This window comes from Microbacterium sp. 22296, from assembly GCF_052045385.1.
Classification (GTDB): Bacteria; Actinomycetota; Actinomycetes; order Actinomycetales; family Microbacteriaceae; genus Microbacterium.
The window spans coordinates 103,601-128,701 of the sequence record NZ_JBQEOS010000003.1 but is presented as its reverse complement, the minus strand read 5'-3'; the positions used below and the strand labels follow the sequence as shown (position 1 = coordinate 128,701).

The 25,101-nt window shown below is 68.7% G+C and carries 32 protein-coding genes and 2 tRNA genes; 7 read left to right on the top strand and 27 right to left on the bottom strand.

Going from position 1 to position 25,101, the window contains the following annotated elements; all coding sequences use genetic code 11:
- Nucleotides 1–54: 54 nt before the first annotated feature.
- Entirely contained in the window at nt 55–1,158 is a 1,104-nt protein-coding gene (locus ACTJJP_RS06975; RefSeq protein WP_440774298.1) for an ABC transporter ATP-binding protein, read from the bottom strand.
- A 212-nt stretch (nt 1,159–1,370) separates the two neighbouring features.
- Here ACTJJP_RS06975 and ACTJJP_RS06970 point away from each other — a divergent pair, with 212 nt between their 5' ends.
- The 3 genes from ACTJJP_RS06970 (at nt 1,371) to ACTJJP_RS06960 (ending at nt 2,860) form a co-directional block, all read left to right on the top strand.
- Nucleotides 1,371–2,318, top strand: coding sequence for a DsbA family protein (locus tag ACTJJP_RS06970; RefSeq protein WP_440774297.1), 948 nt, complete (start codon nt 1,371–1,373; stop codon nt 2,316–2,318).
- Nucleotides 2,319–2,360: 42 nt separating this feature from the next.
- A complete protein-coding gene (locus ACTJJP_RS06965; protein ID WP_440774296.1) occupies nt 2,361–2,738 on the top strand; it encodes a hypothetical protein in 378 nt (125 codons plus the stop codon).
- A gap of 49 nt (nt 2,739–2,787) precedes the next feature.
- Nucleotides 2,788–2,860: transfer RNA gene (locus ACTJJP_RS06960), tRNA-Thr, on the top strand.
- A gap of 69 nt (nt 2,861–2,929) precedes the next feature.
- Here the strand turns inward: ACTJJP_RS06960 and ACTJJP_RS06955 are convergent.
- Nucleotides 2,930–3,169: a DUF3263 domain-containing protein gene (locus ACTJJP_RS06955; protein ID WP_440774295.1), complete on the bottom strand. Its 240-nt coding sequence runs from the start codon at nt 3,167–3,169 to the stop codon at nt 2,930–2,932.
- A gap of 226 nt (nt 3,170–3,395) precedes the next feature.
- Here ACTJJP_RS06955 and ACTJJP_RS06950 point away from each other — a divergent pair, with 226 nt between their 5' ends.
- The 3 genes from ACTJJP_RS06950 to ACTJJP_RS06940 all read left to right on the top strand — a co-directional run bounded on the left by ACTJJP_RS06950 (nt 3,396) and on the right by ACTJJP_RS06940 (nt 6,124).
- Nucleotides 3,396–3,956 (top strand): hypothetical protein, encoded by a 561-nt coding sequence (locus ACTJJP_RS06950; protein WP_440774294.1) that lies wholly within the window; start codon nt 3,396–3,398, stop codon nt 3,954–3,956.
- A 101-nt stretch (nt 3,957–4,057) separates the two neighbouring features.
- Complete coding sequence (locus ACTJJP_RS06945) at nt 4,058–4,384, top strand: hypothetical protein (protein WP_440774293.1); 327 nt, start codon at nt 4,058–4,060, stop codon at nt 4,382–4,384.
- Between the two features lie 381 nt (nt 4,385–4,765).
- Nucleotides 4,766–6,124: an O-antigen ligase family protein gene (locus tag ACTJJP_RS06940; RefSeq protein ID WP_440774292.1), complete on the top strand. Its 1,359-nt coding sequence runs from the start codon at nt 4,766–4,768 to the stop codon at nt 6,122–6,124.
- Nucleotides 6,125–6,137: 13 nt separating this feature from the next.
- Here ACTJJP_RS06940 and ACTJJP_RS06935 read toward each other — a convergent pair whose 3' ends face one another.
- The 24 genes from ACTJJP_RS06935 to ACTJJP_RS06820 form a co-directional block, all read right to left on the bottom strand.
- Nucleotides 6,138–7,967 (bottom strand): hypothetical protein, encoded by a 1,830-nt coding sequence (locus tag ACTJJP_RS06935; protein WP_440774291.1) that lies wholly within the window; start codon nt 7,965–7,967, stop codon nt 6,138–6,140.
- A gap of 78 nt (nt 7,968–8,045) precedes the next feature.
- Nucleotides 8,046–8,174, bottom strand: coding sequence for a hypothetical protein (locus ACTJJP_RS06930; RefSeq protein WP_440774290.1), 129 nt, complete (start codon nt 8,172–8,174; stop codon nt 8,046–8,048).
- A 3-nt stretch (nt 8,175–8,177) separates the two neighbouring features.
- Nucleotides 8,178–8,552, bottom strand: coding sequence for a hypothetical protein (locus ACTJJP_RS06925; protein WP_440774289.1), 375 nt, complete (start codon nt 8,550–8,552; stop codon nt 8,178–8,180).
- 45 nt (nt 8,553–8,597) lie between these two features.
- A complete protein-coding gene (locus tag ACTJJP_RS06920) occupies nt 8,598–8,954 on the bottom strand; it encodes a hypothetical protein (protein WP_440774288.1) in 357 nt (118 codons plus the stop codon).
- A 1-nt stretch (nt 8,955) separates the two neighbouring features.
- Complete coding sequence (locus tag ACTJJP_RS06915) at nt 8,956–9,375, bottom strand: hypothetical protein (RefSeq protein ID WP_440774287.1); 420 nt, start codon at nt 9,373–9,375, stop codon at nt 8,956–8,958.
- A complete protein-coding gene (locus ACTJJP_RS06910; RefSeq protein ID WP_440774286.1) occupies nt 9,375–10,286 on the bottom strand; it encodes a hypothetical protein in 912 nt (303 codons plus the stop codon). The genes ACTJJP_RS06915 and ACTJJP_RS06910 overlap by 1 nt, the downstream gene beginning before the upstream one ends.
- 1 nt (nt 10,287) lies before the next feature.
- Complete coding sequence (locus ACTJJP_RS06905) at nt 10,288–10,458, bottom strand: hypothetical protein (protein WP_440774285.1); 171 nt, start codon at nt 10,456–10,458, stop codon at nt 10,288–10,290.
- Nucleotides 10,459–10,470: 12 nt separating this feature from the next.
- Complete coding sequence (locus ACTJJP_RS06900; protein ID WP_440774284.1) at nt 10,471–11,028, bottom strand: hypothetical protein; 558 nt, start codon at nt 11,026–11,028, stop codon at nt 10,471–10,473.
- Between the two features lies 1 nt (nt 11,029).
- Nucleotides 11,030–11,926: a hypothetical protein gene (locus tag ACTJJP_RS06895; RefSeq protein WP_440774283.1), complete on the bottom strand. Its 897-nt coding sequence runs from the start codon at nt 11,924–11,926 to the stop codon at nt 11,030–11,032.
- On the bottom strand, nt 11,916–13,022 hold the full coding sequence (locus tag ACTJJP_RS06890; RefSeq protein WP_440774282.1) for a hypothetical protein: 1,107 nt from the start codon (nt 13,020–13,022) through the stop codon (nt 11,916–11,918). Before ACTJJP_RS06890 ends, ACTJJP_RS06895 begins: the two co-directional genes overlap by 11 nt.
- Nucleotides 13,023–13,032: 10 nt before the next feature.
- Nucleotides 13,033–13,998: a hypothetical protein gene (locus tag ACTJJP_RS06885; protein ID WP_440774281.1), complete on the bottom strand. Its 966-nt coding sequence runs from the start codon at nt 13,996–13,998 to the stop codon at nt 13,033–13,035.
- Nucleotides 13,995–16,883, bottom strand: a complete 2,889-nt coding sequence (locus ACTJJP_RS06880) for a phage tail tape measure protein (protein WP_440774280.1) — start codon at nt 16,881–16,883, stop codon at nt 13,995–13,997. Before ACTJJP_RS06880 ends, ACTJJP_RS06885 begins: the two co-directional genes overlap by 4 nt.
- A gap of 312 nt (nt 16,884–17,195) precedes the next feature.
- A complete protein-coding gene (locus tag ACTJJP_RS06875; protein ID WP_440774279.1) occupies nt 17,196–17,663 on the bottom strand; it encodes a hypothetical protein in 468 nt (155 codons plus the stop codon).
- 21 nt (nt 17,664–17,684) lie between these two features.
- On the bottom strand, nt 17,685–18,437 hold the full coding sequence (locus tag ACTJJP_RS06870; RefSeq protein ID WP_440774278.1) for an IPT/TIG domain-containing protein: 753 nt from the start codon (nt 18,435–18,437) through the stop codon (nt 17,685–17,687).
- Between the two features lie 47 nt (nt 18,438–18,484).
- A complete protein-coding gene (locus ACTJJP_RS06865) occupies nt 18,485–18,898 on the bottom strand; it encodes a hypothetical protein (RefSeq protein ID WP_440774277.1) in 414 nt (137 codons plus the stop codon).
- Nucleotides 18,891–19,256, bottom strand: coding sequence for a hypothetical protein (locus tag ACTJJP_RS06860; protein WP_440774276.1), 366 nt, complete (start codon nt 19,254–19,256; stop codon nt 18,891–18,893). Before ACTJJP_RS06860 ends, ACTJJP_RS06865 begins: the two co-directional genes overlap by 8 nt.
- Before the next feature lie 9 nt (nt 19,257–19,265).
- Nucleotides 19,266–19,610, bottom strand: a complete 345-nt coding sequence (locus ACTJJP_RS06855; protein WP_440774275.1) for a hypothetical protein — start codon at nt 19,608–19,610, stop codon at nt 19,266–19,268.
- Between the two features lie 9 nt (nt 19,611–19,619).
- Nucleotides 19,620–20,036: a hypothetical protein gene (locus ACTJJP_RS06850; RefSeq protein ID WP_440774274.1), complete on the bottom strand. Its 417-nt coding sequence runs from the start codon at nt 20,034–20,036 to the stop codon at nt 19,620–19,622.
- Nucleotide 20,037: 1 nt separating this feature from the next.
- Entirely contained in the window at nt 20,038–20,490 is a 453-nt protein-coding gene (locus ACTJJP_RS06845; protein WP_440774273.1) for a hypothetical protein, read from the bottom strand.
- Nucleotides 20,491–20,505: 15 nt separating this feature from the next.
- Nucleotides 20,506–20,566 (bottom strand) — tRNA-OTHER (locus ACTJJP_RS06840).
- Nucleotides 20,567–20,619: 53 nt separating this feature from the next.
- On the bottom strand, nt 20,620–21,027 hold the full coding sequence (locus ACTJJP_RS06835) for a hypothetical protein (RefSeq protein WP_440774272.1): 408 nt from the start codon (nt 21,025–21,027) through the stop codon (nt 20,620–20,622).
- A 5-nt stretch (nt 21,028–21,032) separates the two neighbouring features.
- Nucleotides 21,033–22,037, bottom strand: coding sequence for a major capsid protein (locus ACTJJP_RS06830; protein WP_440774271.1), 1,005 nt, complete (start codon nt 22,035–22,037; stop codon nt 21,033–21,035).
- A 20-nt stretch (nt 22,038–22,057) separates the two neighbouring features.
- Nucleotides 22,058–22,702: a hypothetical protein gene (locus tag ACTJJP_RS06825; RefSeq protein WP_440774270.1), complete on the bottom strand. Its 645-nt coding sequence runs from the start codon at nt 22,700–22,702 to the stop codon at nt 22,058–22,060.
- Nucleotides 22,699–22,959 (bottom strand): hypothetical protein, encoded by a 261-nt coding sequence (locus tag ACTJJP_RS06820; protein WP_440774269.1) that lies wholly within the window; start codon nt 22,957–22,959, stop codon nt 22,699–22,701. Before ACTJJP_RS06820 ends, ACTJJP_RS06825 begins: the two co-directional genes overlap by 4 nt.
- Before the next feature lie 355 nt (nt 22,960–23,314).
- On the opposite strand from ACTJJP_RS06820, the gene ACTJJP_RS06815 reads away from it, so the two are divergent.
- Nucleotides 23,315–23,788: a hypothetical protein gene (locus ACTJJP_RS06815; protein WP_440774268.1), complete on the top strand. Its 474-nt coding sequence runs from the start codon at nt 23,315–23,317 to the stop codon at nt 23,786–23,788.
- Here ACTJJP_RS06815 and ACTJJP_RS06810 read toward each other — a convergent pair.
- The gene (locus ACTJJP_RS06810; RefSeq protein ID WP_440774267.1) at nt 23,770–24,972 is read right to left on the bottom strand and encodes a phage minor capsid protein; all 1,203 of its coding nucleotides are present in this window, start codon (nt 24,970–24,972) and stop codon (nt 23,770–23,772) included. The two genes, ACTJJP_RS06815 and ACTJJP_RS06810, sit on opposite strands and share 19 nt — an antisense overlap.
- Between the last annotated feature and the right edge of the window lie 129 nt (nt 24,973–25,101).

Sequence of the window (25,101 nt, the reverse complement as noted above, 5' to 3'; positions counted from 1 at the left end):
AGTGCGGCGCGCCCCCGGCCCNGGGACCGGGGACGCGCCGCGTCGGTGCGTGGGTCAGGCCGAAGCGATGGCCCGGTCGGTCAGGCGGTCGCCCGACTCGAGGTCGAACACGTGCACGTGGCCGGGGACCGGAGCCAGCACGACCGTCTCGCCCGCGTTGGGGTGACGGCGACCGTCGACGCGCGCGACCAGGTCGGTGCGCTTGCCGTTGATCTCGGTGTGACCGTAGAGGTAACCGTCGGCGCCGAGCTCTTCCACGAGGTCGACGACGACCTTCAGGCCGCGGCCGTCGGCCGGGGCGACCTGGATGTCTTCGGGGCGCACACCGATGGTGACCTCGGAGCCGTGCGCCTTGCCGATCGTGTCGGCCTCGACGGGGACGACCATGTCGCCGAAGCGCACGCCGCCCTCGGCCAGGTCGGCCGTGAAGAGGTTCATCGCGGGCGAGCCGATGAAGCCGGCGACGAAGACGTTCTTCGGGGTCTCGTAGAGGTCGCGCGGGGTGCCGACCTGCTGGAGAAGGCCGTCCTTGAGGACCGCGATGCGGTCGCCCATGGTGAGGGCCTCGGTCTGGTCGTGCGTGACGTAGACCGTGGTGACGCCGAGGCGACGCTGCAGCGACGCGATCTGGGTGCGCGTCTGGACGCGGAGCTTGGCGTCGAGGTTCGACAGCGGCTCGTCCATGAGGAACACCTGGGGCTGACGGACGATCGCGCGGCCCATGGCGACGCGCTGACGCTGACCACCCGAGAGGGCCTTCGGCTTGCGCGTGAGGTACTGCTCGAGATCGAGGAGCTTGGCGGCCTCGAGCACGCGGGCGGCGCGGTCCTCTTTGCCGACACCGGCGATCTTCAGCGCGAAGCCCATGTTCTCGGCGACGGTCATGTGCGGGTACAGCGCGTAGTTCTGGAACACCATCGCGATGTCGCGGTCTTTCGGGGGCACGTCGGTGACATCGCGGTCACCGATCAGGATGCGGCCCGAGTTGACCTCTTCGAGGCCGGCGAGCATGCGCAGCGACGTGGACTTGCCGCAGCCGGAGGGGCCGACGAGGACGAGGAACTCACCGTCTGCGACGTCGAGGCTCAACTTGTCGACGGCGGCGCGGGTTCCGCCGGGGTACAGACGGGTTGCGTTGTCGAAGGTGACGGACGCCATGTTTTCTTCTCCTTCACCGGCAGGTACGTGCCGGACGATCCGTAGTGAATGGAATGAACGGGGGCGACCCCGTGCGCGCGACAGTGCACGCAGGGTCAGTATGGCACGTGTCTGGTCATTTCTCAGCCAGCGTGGCTACCATCGGTCCTCGTTCGCCCACCCGTGCGAACCCCCTCGTTTCATGCGGCGATCACCCGCGTCCGGAAGGTTTCATGTCCCACGACCCCTCAGCGAATGCGCCCGCCGAACGCGACCGTCGCGAAGCGGTGCGCGAGAAGGCGCAGCAGGTCAAGGCGAAGCAGACGCGCTGGCGCATCGCGCGGCGCTCCGCCATCGCCGTCGGCGCCGTCGCGGTGATCGGCATCGGCGCCGTGGGCGTCTCGGCCGCGCTGAACTCGCGCGAAGACCGCTCGCAAGCGCTTCCGGGTGCCGCCAGCGACGACGGATTCCTCATCACCAACGCTCCGCAGGTCGCGAACCCCCTGGCCGACCAGACCGTCGACGGCACGGCCGCGACCAAGGCGGCCGAGGCTGCACCGACCGCGGAGCCCACCCCCGAGCCGACCTCGACGGCCGCTCCCGTCGACATCCGCGTCTACGTCGACTACCTCTCCACGGAGGCGCGCGAGTTCCAATCCGCCAACGCGACGCAGTTGTCGAAGTGGGTGGGCGACGACGCCGCCACGCTCACCTACTACCCCGTGGCCATGCTCACGTCGAAGTCGAACGGCACGAAGTACAGCCTGCGCGCCGCCGGAGCCGCCGCGTGCGTGGCGACCCACGCCTCGGACCGCTTCTTCGCCTTCAACCACGAGCTGCTCACCACGCAGCCCGCCGTCGACACCGACGGCTACAGCGACCAGCAGCTGGCCGACATGGCTCAGGGCGCGGGGGTGAGCGACGTCGCGACCGTGCGGTCGTGCATCGAGGACGAGACCTACACCGCCTGGGCGAAGGCCGCCACCGATCGCGCGATCAAGGGGCTGCCCGGTACGGACGGACAAGCGCTCACCTCCACCGCCACCGTGCTCGTGAACGGCACGCCGTACGTCGGCAACATGGACGACGCGAAGGAGTTCGCGCAGTTCGTGCTCACGGTCGACAGCAACGCCTATTACTCCACCGCTACCCCGGCACCGTCGACCACGCCCGCGGGCTGAACCGATCTCTCGGCGGAGGCGACGGTGTGCGATTCTGTTGTCATGAACGATGAGATCGAGGACTCCCCGCCGCGGCGGTCCCGTGATCAGCTGAAGATCTGGGTGCAGGAATTCCGCGACCAGGGCCACCTCGTCGCGGGCAAGATCAAGGTCGTCGACCAAGAGGACGCGGACGGCCAGGACACCGGCCTCGTGGTGATCAGCCTGTCGAACGCGAACGCGTCGATCTACATGCAGCCCCGCGGCTACGACGAACCGTTGTGGGAGGCGACGCTCAGCGCACGCCCCGATGACCTCACGCTCACACCGCACGAGATGGCCAGTCTCGCGGCCGAGCTCGTCATCGCCGGCAACCTCTGCTCGTTCCTGCAGTTCAAGTCCCTCGACTGGGACCGCCGGAGCGGTATGCACCGCGAGTGATGCGGCCCACGGCCTAGACTCGTCCTCCGAGACGCCCGCGGTGTCTCACGCCGGCTTGGCGCAATTGGTAGCGCACCGTACTTGTAATACGGGGGTTGCAGGTTCAAGTCCTGTAGCCGGCACGTTTTTCCGGGGACCTCGACCTCGATGATCGGTCAGATCGGGCCCAGCCCATCGGAAACCCATCGCTTTCAACTCGCGTGGCGACGACGGTGATGCTGCACGGCTTCGTCGCGCCGCCGCCTCAAGCGATGCACGAGCATGGGGCGCGCGGCGAGAGCGTCGTGGGTGTCGATGACGCGGTGCAGGACCTGGAAGTACCGTGCCGGCGTGACGTCGAAGCGCGCGCGGATCGCCTCGTCCTTCGAGCCGGACCATCTAGGCCACTGCTCTTCGAAGTCGAGCAGCTCCGTCGTGAGGATGCTGGTCATGTGGCCAGTCTGCAGGTGACCTCCGACATTGCCGCCGTCACGTTTCGGTATCGCGATCGGCCCACCCCGCAAGCTCTCGCTATCGTTGTGCGACGCCCGCCCACTGGGGGACGCGGGCACCATCAGAAAGAGCACGATCATGAGTACGCCCACGAGCCCGACGTCATCAGACGTCGCCCCGCCGAAGCCCGGCCCGAAGACCCTCTGGAACATTTCGTCAGTCGGCGTGCGCGCCGGTGTCGTAGCGGTCGCATCGGTCGCCGCACTGGGCATCATCGGCACTATCGTCGCGAGCAGCATCGCCGCGCAGAACGCCTCGAACTGGGCGGTGCTTCGTGACCGGAGCGCGGAGCAGGCAACCACGATCTCGCAGCTCGAGTCGAGCGTGACCCGCGCAGAGTCCGACCGCGACCGTGCGGTGGGGAACCTCGTCCCGCAGGCTGAGCTCACAGAGCGGGAGCAGACGGTGGCGGCCGCGGAGGGGGCAATCGCTGATCGTGAGGCGGCGGTGAAGGGACGCGAGGACGCGATCACGGCGAAGGAGCAGTTCGTCCGGCAGACGTCTCTCGCCGACGGGACGTATACCGTCGGCGTCTCGATGGAGGCGGGCACCTACCGCACTCAGAATTCGAACAGCAGCTGCTACTGGGCCATCTACGTTTCCGGCACGAACTACGACGACATTGAGTCGAACGACCTGGGTTCAACGGGTGTCCTGACCGTCACTGTCGGCGATGGTCAAGACTTCCAGACGAAGCGCTGCGGCACCTGGACCAAGGTGGGCTGAGCCACTCCACGCGCCCGCCTGACGCGACAGAACGCCCCTCCCAGCACGCCGAATGCGGGAGGGGCGTTCTCGTTGTCGGTGGTGGAGCGTACCCTCGCCGCATGTCCCGTCCGCTGCACCCCGACGTCGCGCTCGGCATCCACTTGTCGACGATCTGCTCGCGCAACAGGTACACGACCGACCCGGCGCCCGTCATCGCCGAGCTGTTCGATGTGGCTGGCGACCGGGGCGACGTGCTCGCGTTCGAGGTAGGCCGGTGGGCGGGTTACTACGACGATGAGCACACCGCAGTGCTGGTGGCCGCGATCATCGAGAGCGTCCCGGGCGCCGAGGAGTGGGCGCCGACGGGTCGAGAGAAGCGCTCTGCGCCCGCGCACGGGACGACCGGCTTCGGGCCCGCGTACGTGCCGCCGACGCCCGCGGGGTGAGGGGCCGGGTGAAGTCCGAGACGGATAGCGGTGGCGTGTATGCCACGCCTCCTAGCGTCGTCACCATGATGACCAGCAAACATCTCACCGCCCGCGCAGCAGCATGCCACCTCGGCGTCCGCCGCTCCACTCTTCGCGCCTGGAACGAGTCCGGTGTCGGTCCGCTCCCTGACGTGCACGGACGCTACGACCCGGCCTCGGTGATCGAGTGGTCGGGCGAGATGGCCGCGGCCGCTGCGGGAGATACTGCGCACCCGGTGAACGACGAAACGCCCCGGCAATCCGCTCGTCATGAACAGGGGAGCCGGGGGCTTCTTCGTTCTGGGTGGTGCTATCAGGAGTCGGAATGAATCGACTGATCGGTCACATACAATCGGGCGCATGGGGAACAGCTACGGGTACCAGTCGACAATGGGCCGGTCGCGCTTGATCCCTCCCGGCGCGAATGTCGCCACGACAATAAGACCCGGCAAGTGGACATTGACGGACGTCGGGGGCGTGCTCCTCATGGCCGCCGCGCTCACGTCACCGTGGAACGCACTCAGCATCGCCGGGAACCGCCCCGGCGTCCTATTCCTCGTCTTAGCCGCCATCCTGATCGCCTTCGACTCGCTCGCTGCACGTGCACCAGGACGCACCCGGGCGTGGATCTGGCTCCCCGCGCTGGCCGTTGCAATCGTGCTGGGCGTGCACGCGGTCGTTCCCGTCGACCCGTCCTATTTGCTGGGTCGATTCGAGTATGTGACCGCCCTCGACGTCACCACCATCAACCCGTGGGTCCGCGCCGGTCAGTGGCTGCTCGCGATGACGATCCTCCCGGCTGTGCTGGCTCACGCGGCCCGCCGGCGACCCGCGTGGGTACCCCGCGTCATCTCGGCATGGGTCGTCGGCGCAGCGGTGAGTGGGCTCGTCGCCGTCCTCGACTTCGCCGGTATCACGAATATCTCCCTCACTCTCCTCGGCTTCGAGAACGGACTCAGCCGCGGCGCAGGTCTCAGCTTTCACCCCAACAGCCTCGGAATCAGCTGCGCCATCGCCGCCCCTGCAGCACTCTGGATCATGGGTCGCCGCCGCTGGCTCGGACTACTGCTCGTTGCGATCACTTCCGCCGGTGCGATCTTCTCTGGATCGCGTGCCGCTCAAGCCGGTGTCATCGTCGGCATCCTGCTCGTGCTGCTCTTCGCCACACGAAGCCGTCGCGTCATCCCCTGGCTCCTCGGCCTCATCACTGCGGTCGTGGTCTACGCACTCGTGCTCGCCCCTTCGATCATCGAGCAGACGTCCGAGCTCTTCCGATTCACGAGCACCAATGCTGTGCAGAGCGACGAGGGGCGCGCCGCCCTCGCCGCCCAGGCGCTCCTCGATTTTCAGCACTCACCGCTGCACGGACTCGGCATCGAGTATGTGCTCCTCGCTCATAACATCTACCTCCAGCTCCTCGCCGCGGGTGGTCTTCTGCTGTTCCTCGCTGTCGGCAGCTACTGGGTGCTGAGCATCCGGGACGCGTGGAAGGCGCGCGGCTTTGAGCATGGTCTGACGGTCTACCTCGCGGTGGGCGTCGTTGTCTGGCTGCTAGGTGGGTGGGTGTCGAACCAGCTCATCGACCCGTTCCTGTATTTCCCGGTCGCGGGCATCGTGGCCGCTTACGCCGCGGCGCCTAGGAACGACGAAACCGCCCCCGACGAGCCCGATAAGGCTCGCCGAGGGCGGTACATGCGTTCAGAGTTCACACGCAGCTAGAGCCTCCGATGGATTATTGATCGGTGTGGCGCCAGGCGGTGATTCGGCGTCCGGCCACGAGTGAAATGATGCCGTGTCGGGTGCCGCTGTAGGTCGTGTCGGTCGCGCTTACGACGGGCGTTCCGTCGACGAAGCCCGAGAGTGCCCCGTTCGCTCCTCTCACGAGCGCGATGGTCACGGCGCTCGAAGGAGGCGTGGTGGACCCTGCCGTCGCGAGAGCAGTGAAGCCCGAAGAGGTGCGGATACCGATGCGCCAGCCGTTGTTGTTGCTGTGGAAGAAGTAGTACCCGTTCAGCGACGCGTCACCACAGGCGAATAGGCCGAACGACTGGGCGTTGATGCCCTCCGCGGTGAACTTGCCGCCGCCCTGCCCGTCATCGACGTACGCGATGGTACCCGCCGTGGCGGACGCGGTGGCCCACTCCGCCGCGTTGTCGACGATCGACACCGACGAAGCGGTCGACAGCGTCCACGCCTTGTTCCCGACCTCGCTGTTACCGAGTACCCCGTTAGGGCGGTCGAAGCTGTCACCCGAGTACGTCGTGACCACGATGAGCGGGTTCGGGATCGGCCCCGTGTACGCGGCGGCGGCGGTGGTCCGGGTGAGCCGGTTGAGGCCCTGCGAGAAGTCGAGGGTGCTCGCGAGGACCGTCTCGATGCGGTCGGCCATGTAGGCGTTGCCGCGATCGTTGAGGTGCAGACCGTCCTCGTCGCTGATGTGCTGCAGCGGGTTCCAGTCCGATGCCGGGGTGATGCGCACCACGGTGGGGAAGTCGGTCAGGACTGCAGCGCATGCGTCGACGTACGTCTGCCGTTGGGCGACGTTGGATCGGGACGGTTCGACGGTCACCCACGCGATCTGTGCGGGTGTCGCTGAGGGGATGACGAGGCCGACGACCGTGACCGATCCGGAGATCAGCTTGCCGCGGAGGATGTGATCGCCGGACCCTAGTCCGCTGAGTTTGTACGCCCCGGGGAAGACCGCCTTGTGGCTGCCCGTGTCGATGGTGGTGATGAGGCGGCTGCCGTCGCGGATCTCGAGCACCCCGCCGGAGCCGGTGGAGGTGTTGACGAGCAGGTAGGCGGTGTCGCCGTTCACGCCGAAGTCGAAGACGGCGTTGGCGACCCCGGACGCGCCCGCGGACCACGACCCGTCGAACGCGAACGTCGTCGACGAGAACGGGAACCGTGCCCGCGACGACAGCACGGCCATGATCGTGCGGAACGCGCGCGCCGCGGACGCCTGCCCGTCGGCACCATACTGGGTGGACGTGTTGCCGATCCCGGAGCACACCAGCACCAGCCCGCGCGAGTTCGCCGACCACGACGACACGACTGCTGACGCGATCTCCCCCATGGTGGTGCCGGCGACGCCGCGGTTGTCGTAGTTGCGGAACCGCTGGCGTCCGTTCAGCCGATCAGAGAACTGGGTGCCGGTGTCCGCGCCCTGGCTGGGGTTCTTCGCCTGCGAATCGCCGTAGACGGTCAGGGGGACGCCTTCGAGGTTGCGCTCGAGGCGCTGGAAGTCCGGGGCGACGATGCCGCTGATCGTAAGCCGCTGCGCCTGCACGAACGCAGACGCGGGATTCGCCTGCACGCTCGCCATCGCGGCGTCCGTCGGAGCTGTGGCTCCGTTCAGAGCCTCTGCCGCGGATTCCAGGCGAGCGACGTCAGCGGCGCTCATCGTCACCCACGAGAGCGCAGTCCAAGCTGCGGCCCCGTCGCCGACCTTCGCCCGCTTCGCGGTCGTGTCGTAACCGAACTCACCTGCGGCGAGGACCGGGTTAGAGGTGGCCCACTCGGCGGCCGTGCCGCGACGGAGGATGATCTGAGCAAGAGCCATGCGGCTACTCCGTTCGGACAGTGCGGGTGCGACCGCGGCGGGGAGAGAAGTAGATGGTGAGGGCGCCAGCGCCGGCGATCATAAGGACCGCCAGACGAGGCAGTGGATGAGGACGACGAGCAGGGCGAGGTCGATGTCCGCGAGGACAAAGAACACGTGCATCTGGCGCATGAGCGGCGTCACGCGCTCGCCCGCCCTGCCCGTCATGGGTCACTGGCCGGAGTCGTCGCGGTCGTCGAGCGCGGCCTGGAACTCGGCGCGGGTCGAGACCTTGGGGTCGGGCAGCGCGGCGCCGTCCTGGACGCGCGACTTCGGCACCGAACCGAGGCCGACGCGGGTGAGGATGTCGTTCACACCGGGGACCGCCATGACGCGCGCCGACAGACCCATGAGCAGGGCGGTGACAGCGACGATCGCGTTCAGCACGAGGAAGACGGACGGGGGGATGACCACGTCGGTCTGCTCACGCAGGTACGCGGCGCCGGCGAGGCCGACACCGTTCACGATGGGCACGAGGATGACGAGCGCCTGCACGATCGTGCGGAGGACTCGCTGGCCCTTGAACCAGATCTCGGGAGTGTTCATGCGGGGGTGTCCTTTCAAGACGAAGACCCCGACACGGTGCCGGGGTCAGGGTTTGTCGCGGCTGGGCCGCGGCGGGTAGGGCTCGAGCTCGTCGGGGTCGGTGCACGGCGCGTCGATGAAGCGTCGGCGCGCGAGCGCGAGGGCTTCCTCGAGGATGCGAGCCCACCGTTCCCACCAGCCCACGTCGGCCGCTCGTGCGGCCTTCTCGGCGGCGAGGTCGAGCAGCGCCTGGTCGCGGTCGGCGCGGGCGCGGTCGCGCTCCCCGATGGCCTTGTCGACCTCAGCGCGCCGGCGTTCCATGTGACCGGCCCGGGCGTCCCGGATCCAGTCGATGGACTTGGTGAGCACTCCGCCGACGACGGACGAGGTGAGAAGCAGGGTCAGCAGTTGTGCGGTATCCACGTCACCCCCGGGGCTCGAAGGTGTACTTCCTGATGAGCAACCAGCGAACGAAGAACAGGCCCGCGCCGAGCGCGATCCACCCCATCTGCGTGAGGCGAGACCCGGACTGCGAGAGGTGCAACGACAGGACGACGATGAAGTAGATCGCCGCGCCCACCCAGATCATGACGATCGACAGGCGCTCAGCGAACCACCACCCCGGGAACACCGTCAGCAGGCCCCCGAAGGCTCCCATGATGACGAACGCCGCCCACGCTGCCGTGAGCGGCGTCCCGAGAGCACCCTCGATGGACTGCGGCGGGCGCAGGAGAGTCGCGAAGCCCGTCATCAGCGCCACCCCGTACAGCACGAAGTAGGTCAGCTTGAGGTGGCGGGGCTCGGTGATCGACTCCCAGGCCCGCTTCACACGGACGGCGACCATCAGGACGCCGTGACGACGAACGTGAGCTCCTGCAGCGCCTTCTTCGCACCTTCCTCGCCACCGTCGCGCGCCGCGGCGCCGACCGTGTCGAGGAGGGTCTGCAGCTGCTCGGGCGTGACCGCCACCTGCGCCTGAGCGATGGCCGTCTTGATGGCCTCAAGGTCGGCGTCGGTGAAGCCGTCCCCGCCAACCTCGACTGTGTCGCCGATGGTGGCGGGCAGGAACCCCGTTGCGAACCCGAGCTGCGCGTCGTCGGCGCGGAACGCGCTCCCGCCCGTGTAGCCGAGGCCCTGCAGCAGCTCGGAGTAGCCGGCGGGCAGGATCCAGAACTTTCCGTTCATCGGGTTGACTGCGATCAGCCCGGTGCCCCACGAGATGATCTTGTACGGCGCTGCGGCGCGGTGCACCTTCTCGAGCGCCGTCATGAGTTCCGCGTGGCGGTCCTTCGCGTCCTGCCTGGCCTGGTCGTCGAACATGTCGTCCTCCTCGGAGATGGGTGTGGCGTTCCCGCCGGCGAGCGCCGGGTCGTTGCGGTGGTTGTCGAGGTGCGCGAACCGCTCGTAGTGCCAGCGCTCGACGAGGGTCCAGACGCCGTTGACCCACCGGTAGACGGTGCGCCGCCACCCGTGGTCTTCCATGCGCGTCTGCATCTGCTGCGCCTCGTTGGAGTCGATCGCGCCGCCCTCCTGGTGCACGCTGGGCGTGTCCGGGCTCAGGGCTATCGGGTATCCGACTCGGAGGTAGGTCTGGAAGTGGGCGTTCTGCTCGTCCCAGGTGCGCCCGGCCTCCGTGATCTGCAGGAGGTGCCCGATCTCACGGTCGATGCGGAAGATGGAATCGGCATGGGGGCGGTCGAGCCAGCCGCGGCCGCCGCCGAGGTCGACGCGCTGACCGGGGAATGAGTAGCCCATGTCACACGTCCTCGATCTGCAGCTCGCCGTGCTCGTCGAGGAACGCGCGGACGAGGCCGTCGCCGTTCAGGTCGGCGCTGCCGCCGATGTCGAGCACGATGTGCGGTGGGGCACCTTCGGCCTTGAGGATCTCGACGATCTGGTCGCGGCCGGGAATGCTGTCGATGGTCACGGTGCTCTCCGTTCAGTAGCCGTAGGCGATGAAGGCTGTCGCCACTTCCGTGTTGGCTCGGTCCGGCCAGAACGACTGGAAACCCTGTCGAGTCACGGTCGTGGCGATGAGGTACGGGTAAGCGCCCGCCGTCGGGGCGAAGTTCGACTGGTTGTCGATCATCAGCACGACGCCGATGCAGGCTGACGGGAACGCTTCCGCGAAGTTGTGGATCAGCTGACCGCCGGGCTCGGTGCGTCCCGACGCGAAGCCCGTGCGGATGAGGGGAGTCACGACGCCGGGCAACGCTGTGTTGCTGCGGTACGTGGTGAGCCGGTTCCCGCCCGCGATGAGCCGCCACTCGCCGCTGATGCGCTCGTAGACACCACCGGTGTCCGTCTCGACGTAGACCCACCCGTTCCGGGTCTGTGAGGCGGTGAGGTTCTCACGCGCCTGGCGCGTGCCCTTGAGGAGGCCACCGAGGCGCACGGCGACGTCGTGGATTTTCTGCATGTCCTCGGCGGGGCCGCCGCCGCTGGCCGCGTCGTCTGTGATGGTGACAGTCCCGTCGGCGTTTTCGACCCAGCCCATATCAGGACCTCCATGTGATTTTGAGTGCGCCGGACTGACCGTCCTGCGCGAGCGAACGAAAGATGTTGTAGCCGCCCTGGTTCAGCCCGACGCCCCAGCGGTCACCGCCCGCTTTGAGGGCGTGGAACCAGCCCGCCGGGTCCGGCGGCGTGCGGAAGTCGCCGCCTGCAGGAGCCCACTCGGTGTAGCCCCAGAACCCGGGCACACCGGCTTTTCCGCGCTGGTCGTGGAGAGCGAAGCGTGGCGCATCGCCCTGCCGCTGCTGGTAGGCGATGTAGATCTCGAGGCTCACGAACTCGGCGCCGGCGGGGATGGTGTCCTTGATCTGGCTGCCGTAGAACCAGGCGCCGAAGGTGGAGTTCGAGGCGTACGGGCGGTCTGTCCACCAGCGGGTGGAACCTCGGTCCGTGGACCCAGCGTCGACGGCGCGGAAGACCTGCGTGTGCACCTGCGGTGAGGAGCCGCCGCCACCGTCTGGCGGGGGCGGCGGGAGGACAGGCTCGGGGGACGTGGACAGCTTCACGCAGGACGGTCCCGGCCAGATCACCGCGACGGTGTCCCCGGACACCGGGGGTTCCGTCGGGGGTCCGTACGGCATGACGAAGTCGCCGAAGTCGGTCGTGACCCTCACCTGGTCCGCGCCGACGGCGGTGACGACGATTCCCATGCCGGGCTTCGGCGCAGTCGTGCCCACCAGGAAGAGTGACCCGTCGATTGACCAGACGTGCACGGCTTCGTTCACCTCGGGAACGATGCTCGTGAGGAAGGGGACGTGGATGCGTTCGGCGCCGAGGTCGACGAGCGCCGTCATGCCTTCGTTGCCGACGTACCGGCCGACGTAGGTGGTGACGCGGCTCTTCTTGCCAAGGAGGAGGCGGACCGCGGCGTCATCCAGCATCGGGCACCTCCACCATGAGCGACGTCACCCCGTCCCCGGGCACGACGCGCTGAACGCGGACGGGGTCGCCACCGAAGCGTCCGGTGTCGGCGAAGGTGAGGACATCGCCGACCTCGATGAGCGGGGTGAACGCGACCGTCACCTGGCGGGTCACGGAGCGGACGCGGGCGACGCGGGGGAGCAGCTCCGCGGCGTACGCGTCGACCTGTTCTTGGGTGGTGAGCATCTCCGACGCGTACCGGTAGGTGGCGCCGCCGTAGGGCGACTGCGAGCCGTCGTGGTTGCGGACACGGAGGAACCCTGCCGTGATCTCTCGCACGCCGTAGAGAGGATCCCCGGTGGGCGATTTCCCGACGACGACGACGCGGTTGTAGGTGTAGGTCGACGTCATCGAGGACGGCGCGGACAGAACGTTCCGCAGCGAGCCGACGGGGTCCGGCCACGCCTTCGGCCGAGCAGTGAGCGCGCCCGAAGAATCGACGTGCGGCCACGCGTCGATCCGGTCGAACAGCGCTTTCACCGCGTCCTCGCGCGACCCTTCGTACGCGATCGTCGGGACCGCGGCATCCGGCACATTGCGGATGACGGGTAGCCCGGTGATGGCTTGCACTTCGGCCCACGTCGAGGACGTCGCCGGCGTCGTGGGAAAGGGGAAGTCGTCGCGCTGCACTCTCACGAGAGGGTCCTTGAGCTCGACGGTGAACGCTTCACCGGGGTGGATGAGGCGTCCCTCCCAGAGCATGCGCGCCTCGACAGCGTCCGGGACGTCGGTGATGACCAGCCGACCCTGCGGGATGCGCTCAGTGAACACACCTCCGCCGATCAGGCAGTCGACTTGCATCTCGGCGCCGAACGGGGAGAACCAGTCACCGATATCGTGCGGGATGAGCGACCTCGCGTGGTCGTCGGTCCACACCACGCGGGAGGTGCCCGTCGCGACGACGAACCGTGTGCCGTCCCAGGTGAGCGCCGGCGCCCGCTCGATCTCGACGTTGGGGAGTCGACGGTCGCCGTCGTATATGAGGTCGAAGACCCACTGCACGTCGTACCCGCCGTCGGCGAGGGCCTGCGCTGTGCGGTCGGACACCTGCCTCACGGGGGCCTCCTCACCCGGCGGCGCCGGCGTATTCCCATGCAGATGCCCACTGGCTGTACCTCGGCAGCGCCCGCGCGATGCTGGTGTAGCTGCCACCGAGGGCTGCCGCGAGGTCGGAGTATCGGAGCGATGGTGCGAGCAACGCCGGTGCGGGCTGTCGGGTCTCCGTCAGCGTCGCGCGGAACCGAGACACGCGGGTCGCGGTCGACTCGCTGACGGTCTCGTCGATTTCCTGGGGCGCGGACACTCGGCCGTAGAACACCGCGGGCAGTACGCCGGGGTTGGGGGAGCGGATCAGCCACACCTTGATCTGCGGGTTCTGTCGGGTGCCGAGTGTCGCCCAGACCTTCCCGGCGGTCTCGCGCGTCTCGGCGAGGAAGTCGACCGCGAGGTCCTGGATGCCGCTGAGGGGACCGGCGCCGACGAAGATGGGCAGGTCCTCACCCTCGGTGACGATGTCGACACCGGGGACGGTGCGCTGGATCGACGGCCACGAGCCCGCCATGTTCTTCACGAGCGCGTTGAGGTTCGGGTTGAGCGGGTTCTGGATGAGCACGTACTCCGAGGGGGCATGCCAGGGGAGGAACGTGGTCCCGACCGTGGCGCGACCGATCGGGCCGGACGCGTTCTCGAACTCGATCTCGTACGTGCATGAGGCGTTCGGCGGGGCGGCGTAGTCGAGGATCGAGACCGTCGACCCGAGGGGGCGGTTGACCGCCCCCTGGATCTTCCGGTCTCGGTCGGCGTCGAGACGCCACAGCGTGACGGTTTCCGTGCCGGTGGGCACGTCGACAGCGACGAGGGATGCCGCGCCACCGTTGACCTCGCTGCCCGTGCTTGCGGGCGTGCCCCCGCTGATCACGTTCGTTCCGGCCGCGGCGGACGCTCCGCCGTCGACCACGTCGAGCGGGTCGAGACGGAACTCGACTCGCGGGACGGGGGCGAAGTCGGTGCGAGCGACGAGGGTTGCGATCACCGTGAGGACTCCCCACTGGTCAGGTTGCGGCTGGATTCGGAGCGCGCCTGGTGGATGCGCCCGTCGATGATGCGGCCGAGACCGTCGCCGCCGATCTGGAGGGTGCCCGTGATGACCATGCCGTCCAGCGAGGGTGCAGCGGACGAAGTGCCCACAGCGGCACCCGAGGAAGCGCCCTTCGGCACCATCTCGAAGCCCCACTCGTTGAGCATCTGTTGGGCGATGACGAGGGACCGGTCGCGCTTGGCGGGGGAGTTGGGCAGGTACCACTCGCCGCCGGTCTCGTCCTCGGCCCACACCCGGTAGGTGCCGGCGCGAGCGAACTGCGCGACGTGGTTCTCGCCGCGTCGGCCGCCGTCCGCGTAGAACTCGACCTTCCCGCCGTCGGCGTTGTACTTCACCGTCGTCCCAGCGATCTGGTAGGTCTGCCCGCCGGTGGCGTCGACGGTCACGTTGATCCGACGCCCGTTGTACGACGTGAAGAATCCCTCCAGCTCACGCCGTGCGCCGGAGGTCTGCGCGATGACCTCCCACTCCGTCTCGGAGGGGATCCGGTAGATCTGATCCGCCAGGGACGCAGCTTCGTCGGCGTTGTACCCGAGGTCCTGCGCCCGCTGGATGAGCGCCTGCCGGCCAGCCTCGAGCGAGGCCCGATAGCTCTGCGTGTTGCCATCGAGCGCGAACTGCTTGTCGGCTGCGTTCTGCGACGAGGCTGCCAGGTCGTTCAGCATGCCGAGGTTGTCACGGCCGACCTGGGTGCCCTGGTCCAGAGAGAGCGAATAGCCCTCCTGGCCCTCGCGGGCCTTCTGGATGGTCTCGTCGACCTTCGAGAGAGCGTCCCGGTAGTCGATATTCGCGCTGACCGCGTCCTGGCCCACGCCGTTCGCCTCATTGATGGTGTCGATGAGGCTGCTGAGCTCGTCCTCCAGGGAGCGGACACCCTCGGACGCCTCGAGGTATGCGGCGGCCGCAGTCTTCGTGACCTCCGTGCCCGCCCCTGTCGCGGCCGTCGATCCCTCGGTGGCGGCCTTGACGTCGTCGTGACGGGTCTTCGAGTCGTCGAGCTGGGTGCTCATGTCGCGGACGGCCTGGCTCGCGTTGGACAGGCCGATGTCGAATCCGCCTGTCGCGGCGCTTGCTGACTTGAACCGTTCGACGACCGACTGCGCAGCGTCGCCACCCTCGTAGAGGGCGTCGGTGAGCTCCTTCTGGCTGATGCCGATCTTCGTGGCCTGCTCGAAGACGTCGGCGTCGGCCAGCTTCTTCGCGATCATGGCGCGCGTGTTCTCGGTGGCCGCTCCGGTCACGTCGTCGAGGGTGTCCGCGAACTCGGCCGCACCCGCGTTCATCTCCGCCTGTCGGGCGACGACGAGCGCGATGACGGTGACGATGCCAGTGAGCGCGAGCGCCGCACCCGCGCCGACGAGCGCGGTGGTGCGCATGCTGGCGTTGGTCTTGGCGAACTCGGTCTGCAGCTCGATCAGGCGGGCGCGCACCTGCACGGCGCCGCCCGCGAACAGCAGCGTCGCGGCGGCGGCGACGCCGAGCACGAGCGCGGTGGTCTGCACCGGCGCGGGCATCTCGCCGTAGCTGTCGACCAGCAGGGTCGCGATCTGCACCATCTGTCGGAGTACGTCATTCGCGCCGGACCCGGTGCGGATCAGGGCGGTGTCGAATGCCCCGCCCAGCTTCTCGATGTCGCCGGCGAGGTTATCTTGCCGCATGGCGGCCTGCTCGGCGGCGTACCCAGAGTCGTCGACCGCGTCGGTCCACTCGGTGATCTTGGCGGAGCCGCCTTCGTAGAGCAGCGTCGCGGCGTTGAGGGACTCGTTGCCGAAGATCCGGCCGAGCGCGGCGAGACGCTCCTGCTCGGTGAGGCCGCCGAGCTTGCTCTGCAGCTGGTCGGCGATGCCCGCGAGGGAGAGCATGTTGCCCTGCGCGTCGAAGACGCTGATGTTGTACTTCGCGAGCTCCTTCTCTGCGGCCGCGGACGGTGCTTGGAGGCTGGCGAGCACACCGCGGAGGGAGGTGCCGGCCTTCTCGCCGATGATGCCCTGCGTCGCGAAGTAGGCGATCGTCCCGGCGGTCTCGTTGAGGGAGAGACCCACGGACCCAGCGAGGGGTCCGACGTAGCTCAGCGCGAGCGCGAGGTCGTCGACCGACCCCTGCGCCTTGCCGGCTCCAGCCGCGAGGACGTCGGAGACATGGGCGGCCTCGGATGCCGGGAGACGGAACTGGGTGAGCGTGGTCGCCATGATCTCGGCAGACCGGGCGACCTGCAGCTGCCCCGCGGCGGCGAGAGCGAGCGCGCCGTTAAGGGAGCCGCCGACGATGTCGGAGACGGACTGGCCCGCCTTGGCGAGCTCCTCCTCCGCGGCGGCGGCTTCGGACGCCGAGTAGGCGGTGTCGGCGCCGGCCTTCAGCGCGGCCTCGCCGAGCTCCTTCTGCTCGGCAGCGGTGGCCATGGTGGCGGCGCCCGTCTGCGACATGGCCTTGTCGAACTCGGCGTACTTCGCCACCGACAGCGCCACCACGGCGGCGGTGGCGGCACCAGCGACCAGGAGGACCTTCGACAGCTCCCGGGCTGCCGCGATCTGCTCCTCGGTCGACTGGGCCTGCTTCTGCTGCTTCTTCGACGCGGTCTCGGACTCGTCGCCGACGCCCTTCGTTGACTTCGCCTGCTCGTCGAGGGGCGCCTTCGCGTCCTTCGCCTTCTTGCCGGTCTTGTCGACGGCGTCGCCGGTGCGCTCGACCTTGGGGGTGGCCTCAGCGGATGTCCGGCCGACTTTCTCGATCGCCTGGTCCGCCGACGACATGTCCGACTGGAAGGTCTGCGCCCCCGCCGTCTGGATCTTGAAGATCAGCGCGCCGGCGTCGTAGCTCATCCCGAACCGCCTTCCCGACCCAGGTCGTGTCGATGTCGGGGAGGCGGTAGATCGCGCCGCGGACGGTGTGCCAGGGACGCGTGTCGAGCGCCCTGTCGAAGTCGGTGACGAGCCCCGCGGTGGCGAGATCGAGTTCCACCTCGCCGAACAGCTCCGGCCAGACGAGCCCCCAGAATTCGGAGGTCGTCAGACCGGGGCCGTCGTCGGTGCGGGTGTGCCGTGCGGCGGACGCGGCGCGCTGCGCCTGCCACTCGGGGGTGTAGATCAGCTCGGGGTAGATCCCGTTCGCGTCGGGCCTGCCGACGCCGATGATCAGGCCGTCGCGGATGCCGCGGGCGATGTCCGCGGGGCCAAGAGACCCAAACGCCGGGACAGCGCCCCCGTTGCTTTTAGGGTGCCCGCGAGACCCTCACCGCCCTCGATGTACACCTTCACGCCGTCGAGGCCGAGCACGGTCTGCCAGAAGAACGCGGGCATGAGGATCGACTCGGCCTCGTCCTGCGAGAGCTCGAGACCGATGCGGTTGAAGTTCACCTGCTCCGCGTCCGGGCGCGGCTCCCACCGGCCGGTGATGGCATTCTGACGCCCACCGTCAGCGGCGATCTGCAGCGCCTCGGTCATCTCCTGAGCGCGGTTCTGTTGCCCGGCGGAGACGGCGAGGTAGGTGTCGGTGATCTGCACCCCGGCGCGGCCGGGAAGCGGGTGGATTATGAACGGCTGGTCGATGCCGTCGAACGTGAGGTGAAGGTCGCGGCCGACCTTCTCGGCGTGCACAGTCATGGAGTCCCTGCCCTCCCTGACTTACGCCGCGGTGTACGGCAGCGTGTTGGACACGCCGGCGTCGTTGGTGACGGTGATCGGCGCGGAGCCCGACACGGTCGCCGGGATCAGCAGGGCGACGGTGTACTCGTCGACCTTGAGGATCTTCGTGACCGTCTGTCCGTCGATCGTCGCGCTGACGACCGTGCCGAGCTTGTACCCGCGGACCTTGAGCAGGTCGCCGGGAGCGAGACCGGCGGGGGTGGCGGACTCGAGGATCGGCGACCCGTTGCCCGCGATCGGGGACGTGATGCGCGGGACGATGCCGTCGGACTGCAGGGTGATGCGGACGATGCCCTTGTCGGCGAAGCCAGTGTTCCCCTCGGCGTACGCGACGGAGAACTTGCCCTGCACGACGGGCATGTCCTCGTCGAGCGCGTCAGTGAACAGCTGGAACTCGCGCTTGTTCGCCTCGCCCTCGGAGAACGCGGCGCTCACGAGGTCCTTGAACCACGCCTGAGCGGCGACGATCTGCTTCGTAACGGGGTCGCGGACGACCTCGACGTCGAAGGTGGGGGCGTAGTTGTAGCCGATGATGTCCTCGCGGGTGCGGCCCTTCTGGCCGTACACCTCGCGGGGGACGCTGATCTTCGTCGGGTTGAGGGCGAGGTTGTTGATGTCGCCCGTGATGTTCTGGAACACGCCGTTCTGCCGCATGCGGATCAGGCGCTGGTGCGCGAGCGCGACGGACCCCGCGGAGGGCGCCATCGTGTCGTAGAGGGTGGTGTCGGCCATGGCCGCCTCCTTCGTGGGTGGTGTGCCGGCGCTTCCGGCGGGGGTTCCTACGGCCGGCGGCCGCGGAAGTAGTAGGTCGCGGCGACGGCTGCGCGTCCCTGCGAGTCGGGGTCGAAGTCGGTGGCGGAGAACTCCCACGCCCAGCCGATGCCGAGCACGTTCGGGACGTACTCCTTCTGGTCGAGCACGGCGCGGAGGTCGGCGCCCCAGGCGCGCGCGGCGGCGACGCCGCCCTTGCGTCGGGTGTAGATCTGGGTGCGCCAGACCATATCCGCGCGGCCCTCGGGGACGGGGCGGAGCGGGGTGAGGAGCGTGAACTCGTTGATGCTGGTCGGCATGACGCCGTCGAGGCGGATGCCGAGCTCGGAGGCCTTGCCGGTCGGCTGGTACACCGCGAGACCGGAAGCATGGAGCAGCTGAGCGAGCGCGCGGTTTAGGACCATCTCTGGGGCGTCAGCCACCCTGCACCTCGTTCCGGATGATGTCGCCGAGCTCCTTCTTGTTCTGCACGACGGCGTTCTCCAGCCACTTGCCCTGAGCGTTCGGGTTCGAGTCCTTCGAGAAGTCGTACTCCGGGTGCTCGTGGAGGCGGGCCGCGTACGGGGTGTCGTAGACGATGCCCGCGCCTTCTTCGGCGGTGACGGCGGGCTCGACGGTTCCGGACCCGGAAAGGTTCCCGGTGTCGAAGGGCACCATCTGGCGGGAGAGAGTGAGGCCGCGCTCGGCGGCCTTGTTCTCCCCGGAGATGAGGCGCGCGGCGATCTCGTCGGTCAGCTCGCCGAGGCGGTTCGTCATCGTCACCTGCACGCGGACGGCCATGGGTGCTCCCTACTCGAGGTACAGCTCCACGTGGGACGGGGTGCCGCGGTAGTCGAAGAACGCGGTGTCGATGACCTCGGCGGTGCGCTCGCGCGGGGTGCCTGCCCAGACGGTCACGCGGGATCGGGGTGCAGTGTCGTCGTCGGGCAGCATCACGACGAACGTGGTCGAGGTGATCTCCTGGCCCGAGGTGGGGGAGGTGGAGCGGCGGTCGACGCGGAGGCGGGTTTTCTGCTCGACGTACGCGGGCCGGTCCGTGCGCTCGTCGCCCCAGATGTCGCCCTCGGCGCCGTCACCGTCGAACGGCTGCACGGCGACACGGTGGGGGAGGTGCTTCTTCCGCAGTCGGGCCACGGCGACCTCCTACGTGTGAGCGATGGATGAGCCGATGAGACCCGCGGTCGTGAGGATGTCGACGGCCTTGTCGCCGATGCGGCGCGCGAGCTTCTCACTGGCGGTCAGGTTGTCCGAGCCGGACGACGTCGTTCCGAGAGACACGGAGCCGATCTTCACGGCCCCCTGGACTGCGTCGATGCCGCGGGGGTCGTCGGTGTCGGCCCAGTGCTCGACGATCGCGCACGTCGCCTCGGCGAGGTCCTCGGCGGTGTCAGCGTCGGTGGGGTAGCCGTCTTCGTCGACGTCGTACACGGCGCCGCGGATCAGCTTCTCCACCTCGACGGACGCGGACCGCAGCCGCTTCGTGAGCAGCGTCTCGTCCGCGTAGTCCTCCTCGGCGTACTCGCGGTAGTCCGAGGGGGTGGCGAACACGCGCTGCGGCATCTCAGTCCTCCGTGGCGCTCAGGGTGACGATGCTGGTGCCGTCGCCGAGTACGGTGCCGTCGGGCAGCTCGACCGTGGCGAACTCGCCGACGGCGGGACCGACCAGCGACCCGTCACCGCTCTCGACGCTGCCCGGGATGGGCTTCGCCGGGACGTGCGACAGGATCTCGACGATCTCCGCGTGCTTCGCCTTAGACGGGAGGTCGATGCCGTCCATCTCGGCGATCTCGCGCAGCTGCGCGATCGTCATGGTGGTCAGGTCGACGATCGGCTCGCCGAGACCACCGTGATAGGGCGCGACGACCTCAGGGTCCTCCTCGAAGCGGAACCCGTGCTGGCGGAGCGCGAGCTCCCGCTCGGGGTGCAGCGCCTCGACCGTCGCGACACCGTCGATGAACTCGACGTCGAACTGCGTCTGGCGGCCGGCGACAGCCTGGGGGTGGATGATGCGCATGATGCCTCCTCTGGGTGGTCGACACGGCAGGACTCGAACCTGCGCACCGTGGCTCTTCCATCTGAGCTACGTGTCGTGGTGCTCCCCACACGGCGGAGCGTGTGCGCGCCGTGCGGGGAGCGGTGACGGTTACTTGACCGGGAGGTCTCCCCGGTCCTTGATCTCGTCGTCCTTCGGGTCGGTGCTGTCGTTGACGAGCGCCTTCCCGTCGGAGGTGGTGACGCCCTTGTAGGGGGTGCCGCCGGGCTTGATCGCCGCCCAGATGTCGTCCTTCGTCTTCACGTCGGCTTCGATCTGGATGCCGTTCGCCTTCGCGAACGCGAGGAGCTGCGGCTTCGTCCACTTGTCGGACGGGTCGCCGAGGGGGAACTCCCGCTGGACCTCGTCGTCCACGTGGCCGCTGACCTTGTACCCCTGACGCTCGAAGTACGCGATCGCGCCCTCGTCGTCCGTGGAGCCCTTGCCGTCGACGAACCGCACGCCCGCGACGATGCCGTCGAATCCCTCGACGGGCGTCTCGATGGTCTTCTTCGCCATGTGGATCACCGCACCTTCACGTTGCGCAGCACGGCGGCTGCCTTGGTGGCCTTGAGGGCGACGGCGATCGGGCCGAGCTCGACCTCGCCCTTCTTGACGGCGCCGGCCGACGAGAAGTCCGGCATCCAGGTCTGCACGAGCTGGCCGCCGACGATGGACACTCCGTGGAAGCCGTCGAGGCCGACACGGTACGCGTACAGGTCGGTGAGACCGGTCTGCGCGGAGCCGCCGACCGTCGCCGAACGGATCGGGATGATCGGGTTGTTCGTGCCGGGCTTGTTGCCCGGGTCGGCGAAGATGACGCCGCCGTACGTCTCGCGCTCGATCGGGCGGCCGTTGGCGCCGATGAGCCCCTCGACGGGGTCCTTCGTGTACTGGCCGGCGCGGCGAGCGGCGGCACGAACGCGAGCGAGCGCCGACGAGTTTCCGAGGATGACGGTCGGAGCGCCGTCGAGCAGGCCGAGGAACTCGTCGATCTTGTCGAGCGCGCGGTGCTCGGCGCGGGGGTTGGTGTCGAAGTCGGACCAGTCGGTCACGACGCCGACGCCGGTCTCCGTGGTGGAGCCGGTGAGGGCCTTGTCGAGACCGTCGAAGCCGTTCGCATCGACGGCGGTGTCACCGTTGATGACGGCGTCCTGGAACTTCGTGCGGGTGGCCTTGATGGCCTGGGACAGGTTCAGCGCGACGGATCCGGACGCGGCCGGGCCGATCTTCGCGATGACGCGGTCCACCTCGAACGAGCCACCGAGCGGGGCCAGCGTGACGCCGACCTTCACCGTGGTGACGTGCTCGGGGGTGTACTCGGTGTTCAGCGGGCGGAAGGCCGCGTTGCGCTGCGTGGCGAGACGGCGGTAGCCGTAGTCGAGCGTGGCGCCGCCGCCGGCGGGGTTGACGGCGTCGTCGAAGATCATCGTGTCGAGCACCGCGTCGAGCTTGCGGAACTCGTCGATGACTGCCACGTCGAGGTCGGTAGTCGCGTTGGACTTACCCTCGGCGATGGTAACGGGCATGGTTCATCTCCTCAGTGGAGTCAGCCCCCGAAGTGCGCCTTCACGGCGCCGTCGAGGGTAGGGGTGGTGGTGGGGGTCGGCCGACCGCCCTGGTGACCGGGGCCGCTTGCTCCGGGGAGGGTGGGTCCTGCCTTGAACGCCGAGTTCCTCTCGAGCGCGTCTGTGATCGCCTTGTCGACGGCGGCCTGGTCGGCCAGGTCGACAGCGGCGAGGGCTGTGGTGAAGCTCGAGGAATCGAGCAGCAGGTCGGCGTGCGCGCCGAGGCGGGGTGCGGCGAGGAGCACGGCCCGCTCGCGTGCCAGGGTGTCGCGCTCGGCGATCGCGGCGTCGCGTTCGGCCTTCGTCGCGGTGTGCTCGCCCTGCTCCTTCTCGAACGCCTCACGGTGAGTGCGCGCCTCGCCGCGAAGTTCGCGAACATACTCGTCCGGGTTGCCGCGGTAGTTCACCGGCTCGGGCTGCGCCGGGGGCGTGGCCGGGGCCGCGGGCTGCGCCGGCGGGGAAGTCGGGACGGGCGGCGTGGCCGGGGCCGCGGGTGCCGCCGGCTCAGCCGGGGCCGCGGGCGGGGTGCCGCCGGGCGCGCCGTTCTCGCCGTCGAAGTACCGCAGGAACGGGCGGTCGAACGCGGGGCGGAACTGCGGGCCGAGGGTACGGGTCAGAGTGCTCACGCGGTCACCTCCTCGTACGTCGCGGCGAAGATGTCGGGCTTGCACGGGTAGAACTCGCCCTGGACGCCGCGGATGACGTAGTCGCCGAGGGAGGCGGTCATCGTCCCTTCGAGCGTCTTGATCTGCACCTCGTGGGGGCTGGCCTCGTTGCTTCCGCCCGCCCATTCGGCGATCAGCGCGCCGTCGAGGACGGTCTCGAAGTGCATGGCCTGGATCTCGACCGGCTTCTTCCGGTACGTGGTGGGTGTGGTGGTCATGGGTGAGCCTCCTGCTCGTGGGTTCGCTGCACCCCTGCGGTGAGCGAAGTGAAGGGGACCGCGGCCGTCGAAGTGCAGGGCCGACGACGGCCGCGGAGTGTGGGGAGCCCGTTCGACAGAGGGCGGGACTGCCTGGCGTCCGGACCCGGCCGGAACGTTTGCCCCAAGGGCGGGGGCCAGGGCCGCTGTGCACCGCGGCTCGAGGGTGGGGAGGGGCGCAGGTACGCCTCGCTTGTAAGGAGAGCGTCGTGAGCGTCCTTCGCGGCTTCACAGCGGGGACCGCGTTGACGCCCCTCCCGGGTCTGTCGAGTGACATGAGATGCTGAGGTCCTCCGGCACGAGGGAAGGTGAGCGCTTGGAAGACGTGAACTCTCTGGCGACGTACATACCGCTCGGGGTCGCTCTCGTGGCCGCGATTTCCGCGCTCACTGTCGCGATACTGGGGAGCAGATCAGACGCGCTGAAGCGCGCGGAGAGACTCACGGGCGTCGCCGCAACCATGCCAGATGGCGGCACGAAGGTACTCGTCGAGAGGTCCCGCGATCTCGTCGCCCTGCGATACGCGCTTCGATCCGCAGCACCCAAGTACGGATTATTGAGCTCGCTCGGCGCCTTCGTTCTCTTCCTCGCGTTCTGCTTCGGCTACGCAGGAATCAGACACGCCCAGGATGGTCTCGTCGGATGGCAGGGATACGTCTCGATCGGGTGGTCGAGCGTTGCCGGGATGCTCCTCGGGCTACCTGTGGGGCTTAGAGAAAAATGGATACGGCGGCGACAACGCGCCGCTGGCGCGATCAGCGACGACCTGAGCTATCCGTCTGAAAAGTGAAGCTGCTCGCGGTACGAGGATCTCTTTCGGCCTGTCTCCTTCAGGAACGCGCGCATATCGGCCTGAGCCTTCGCGACGTCACGTGCGGCGCGGCGCGCGTCCGTGTCCGTCATCGCGGCGGCCTGGTCGCGTTTCGCTGACCGGATCTCCCGCTCGAGGCGGCGCTGCTCGGCGCGTTCGTGCTCGGCCTGCTTGTCGTACTCGAAGTCGCGCTGCGGGATCGCGAGGCCGGGGGAATAGGCGTTGACCTTGCACCGGTCGTTCGGGTGACCCCACCCGGCAGCGCGCGCCTGAGCGAGCGTCCCGTCGATGTGCACGGTGACCGGTTCGTCGCGGGTCGCGTGGGGGAGGACGACGTCTCCTGTCGTGCCATCGAACGACACGATCTTCCCGATCCACGGTGCGCACTCCCGGCACGCGTCGGCGCCGCCGCTGATCGTGCCGAGCTCGATGCCGTTCTGCTGCATCCGCCACACACCGGCGTCGTTGTACGCGCGGGCGACGCTGGTGCGCCCGGCCATCTCCGCGTACGCGCCGATCGTCCACCGGCGGCCGGACCGGTCGACGAAGCCGGTGATGCCCTCGGCGAGGAACCGTTGCACGATCCGCGCCTGCTGCACCTGCGACGTCGTGATGCCGAGGAGCGTGGACGGCGTCATCATGGCGACGATGCGCTGGTACGCGTCGCGCGGGTACCTGGTGATCCGCTCCCGCAGGTTCGTCAGCCGGTTCTCCAGCGACACCGCCACCATCGACGCAGCCTGAGCAGCGGTCGACGTGAACGGCACAGGCCGGAGCCCCCTGCTGCCGATCCCGAGAGACGCGGCGGCGGCAGCTTCCCCCTCGAGCGCCGCGAGCGCGACGAGGCGCGCCGCGAGGTCGCCAGGGGCGAGACCGTCAGCGAGGCGCTCACCGATGCGAGCCAGCTCGCTCAGTGCCCGCGCGCGCTGGGCGGCGAGGTCGGCGAGGATGCGGTTCTGCTCCCGACGTTCCGCGGCCGTGAGCCCCGCGCCGGCCGCCGCTTCGGGCAGGCGGGCGGAGAGGTCCATGTCGCGGCGTGCGCGAGCGGCGACCTCGGCAATCGCTTCGTCCTCCGCGTCACGGAAGCGGACGGCGATCTCCCGGCCGAGGTCCTCGACGATGTCCTCGATGCTGCGGTCGGGGTCCGGCTTGAACAGCGCCACCGTCGCCCCCTAAGCTCGCACCATGCCTCGCGTTGAGCGGTGGCGGAAGGTCCCTAGTAGCTCAGTGGATAGAGCGCGGCTCTGACGATGTCCGAGGTCGCGGGTTCGAATCCCGCCTAGGTTTGGGGG

What these genes read in the sequence shown, in the direction of transcription:
- ACTJJP_RS06975 (WP_440774298.1), bottom strand. Translation starts at nt 1,158, where the DNA reads ATGGCGTCCGTCACCTTCGACAACGCAACCCGTCTGTACCCCGGCGGA.
- ACTJJP_RS06970 (WP_440774297.1), top strand. Translation starts at nt 1,371, where the DNA reads ATGTCCCACGACCCCTCAGCGAATGCGCCCGCCGAACGCGACCGTCGC.
- ACTJJP_RS06965 (WP_440774296.1), top strand. Translation starts at nt 2,361, where the DNA reads ATGAACGATGAGATCGAGGACTCCCCGCCGCGGCGGTCCCGTGATCAG.
- ACTJJP_RS06955 (WP_440774295.1), bottom strand. Translation starts at nt 3,169, where the DNA reads ATGACCAGCATCCTCACGACGGAGCTGCTCGACTTCGAAGAGCAGTGG.
- ACTJJP_RS06945 (WP_440774293.1), top strand. Translation starts at nt 4,058, where the DNA reads ATGTCCCGTCCGCTGCACCCCGACGTCGCGCTCGGCATCCACTTGTCG.
- ACTJJP_RS06940 (WP_440774292.1), top strand. Translation starts at nt 4,766, where the DNA reads ATGGGGAACAGCTACGGGTACCAGTCGACAATGGGCCGGTCGCGCTTG.
- ACTJJP_RS06935 (WP_440774291.1), bottom strand. Translation starts at nt 7,967, where the DNA reads ATGGCTCTTGCTCAGATCATCCTCCGTCGCGGCACGGCCGCCGAGTGG.
- ACTJJP_RS06930 (WP_440774290.1), bottom strand. Translation starts at nt 8,174, where the DNA reads ATGACGGGCAGGGCGGGCGAGCGCGTGACGCCGCTCATGCGCCAGATG.
- ACTJJP_RS06925 (WP_440774289.1), bottom strand. Translation starts at nt 8,552, where the DNA reads ATGAACACTCCCGAGATCTGGTTCAAGGGCCAGCGAGTCCTCCGCACG.
- ACTJJP_RS06915 (WP_440774287.1), bottom strand. Translation starts at nt 9,375, where the DNA reads ATGGTCGCCGTCCGTGTGAAGCGGGCCTGGGAGTCGATCACCGAGCCC.
- ACTJJP_RS06910 (WP_440774286.1), bottom strand. Translation starts at nt 10,286, where the DNA reads ATGGGCTACTCATTCCCCGGTCAGCGCGTCGACCTCGGCGGCGGCCGC.
- ACTJJP_RS06900 (WP_440774284.1), bottom strand. Translation starts at nt 11,028, where the DNA reads ATGGGCTGGGTCGAAAACGCCGACGGGACTGTCACCATCACAGACGAC.
- ACTJJP_RS06895 (WP_440774283.1), bottom strand. Translation starts at nt 11,926, where the DNA reads ATGCTGGATGACGCCGCGGTCCGCCTCCTCCTTGGCAAGAAGAGCCGC.
- ACTJJP_RS06880 (WP_440774280.1), bottom strand. Translation starts at nt 16,883, where the DNA reads ATGAGCTACGACGCCGGCGCGCTGATCTTCAAGATCCAGACGGCGGGG.
- ACTJJP_RS06875 (WP_440774279.1), bottom strand. Translation starts at nt 17,663, where the DNA reads ATGACTGTGCACGCCGAGAAGGTCGGCCGCGACCTTCACCTCACGTTC.
- ACTJJP_RS06870 (WP_440774278.1), bottom strand. Translation starts at nt 18,437, where the DNA reads ATGGCCGACACCACCCTCTACGACACGATGGCGCCCTCCGCGGGGTCC.
- ACTJJP_RS06860 (WP_440774276.1), bottom strand. Translation starts at nt 19,256, where the DNA reads ATGGCCGTCCGCGTGCAGGTGACGATGACGAACCGCCTCGGCGAGCTG.
- ACTJJP_RS06850 (WP_440774274.1), bottom strand. Translation starts at nt 20,036, where the DNA reads ATGCCGCAGCGCGTGTTCGCCACCCCCTCGGACTACCGCGAGTACGCC.
- ACTJJP_RS06845 (WP_440774273.1), bottom strand. Translation starts at nt 20,490, where the DNA reads ATGCGCATCATCCACCCCCAGGCTGTCGCCGGCCGCCAGACGCAGTTC.
- ACTJJP_RS06835 (WP_440774272.1), bottom strand. Translation starts at nt 21,027, where the DNA reads ATGGCGAAGAAGACCATCGAGACGCCCGTCGAGGGATTCGACGGCATC.
- ACTJJP_RS06830 (WP_440774271.1), bottom strand. Translation starts at nt 22,037, where the DNA reads ATGCCCGTTACCATCGCCGAGGGTAAGTCCAACGCGACTACCGACCTC.
- ACTJJP_RS06820 (WP_440774269.1), bottom strand. Translation starts at nt 22,959, where the DNA reads ATGACCACCACACCCACCACGTACCGGAAGAAGCCGGTCGAGATCCAG.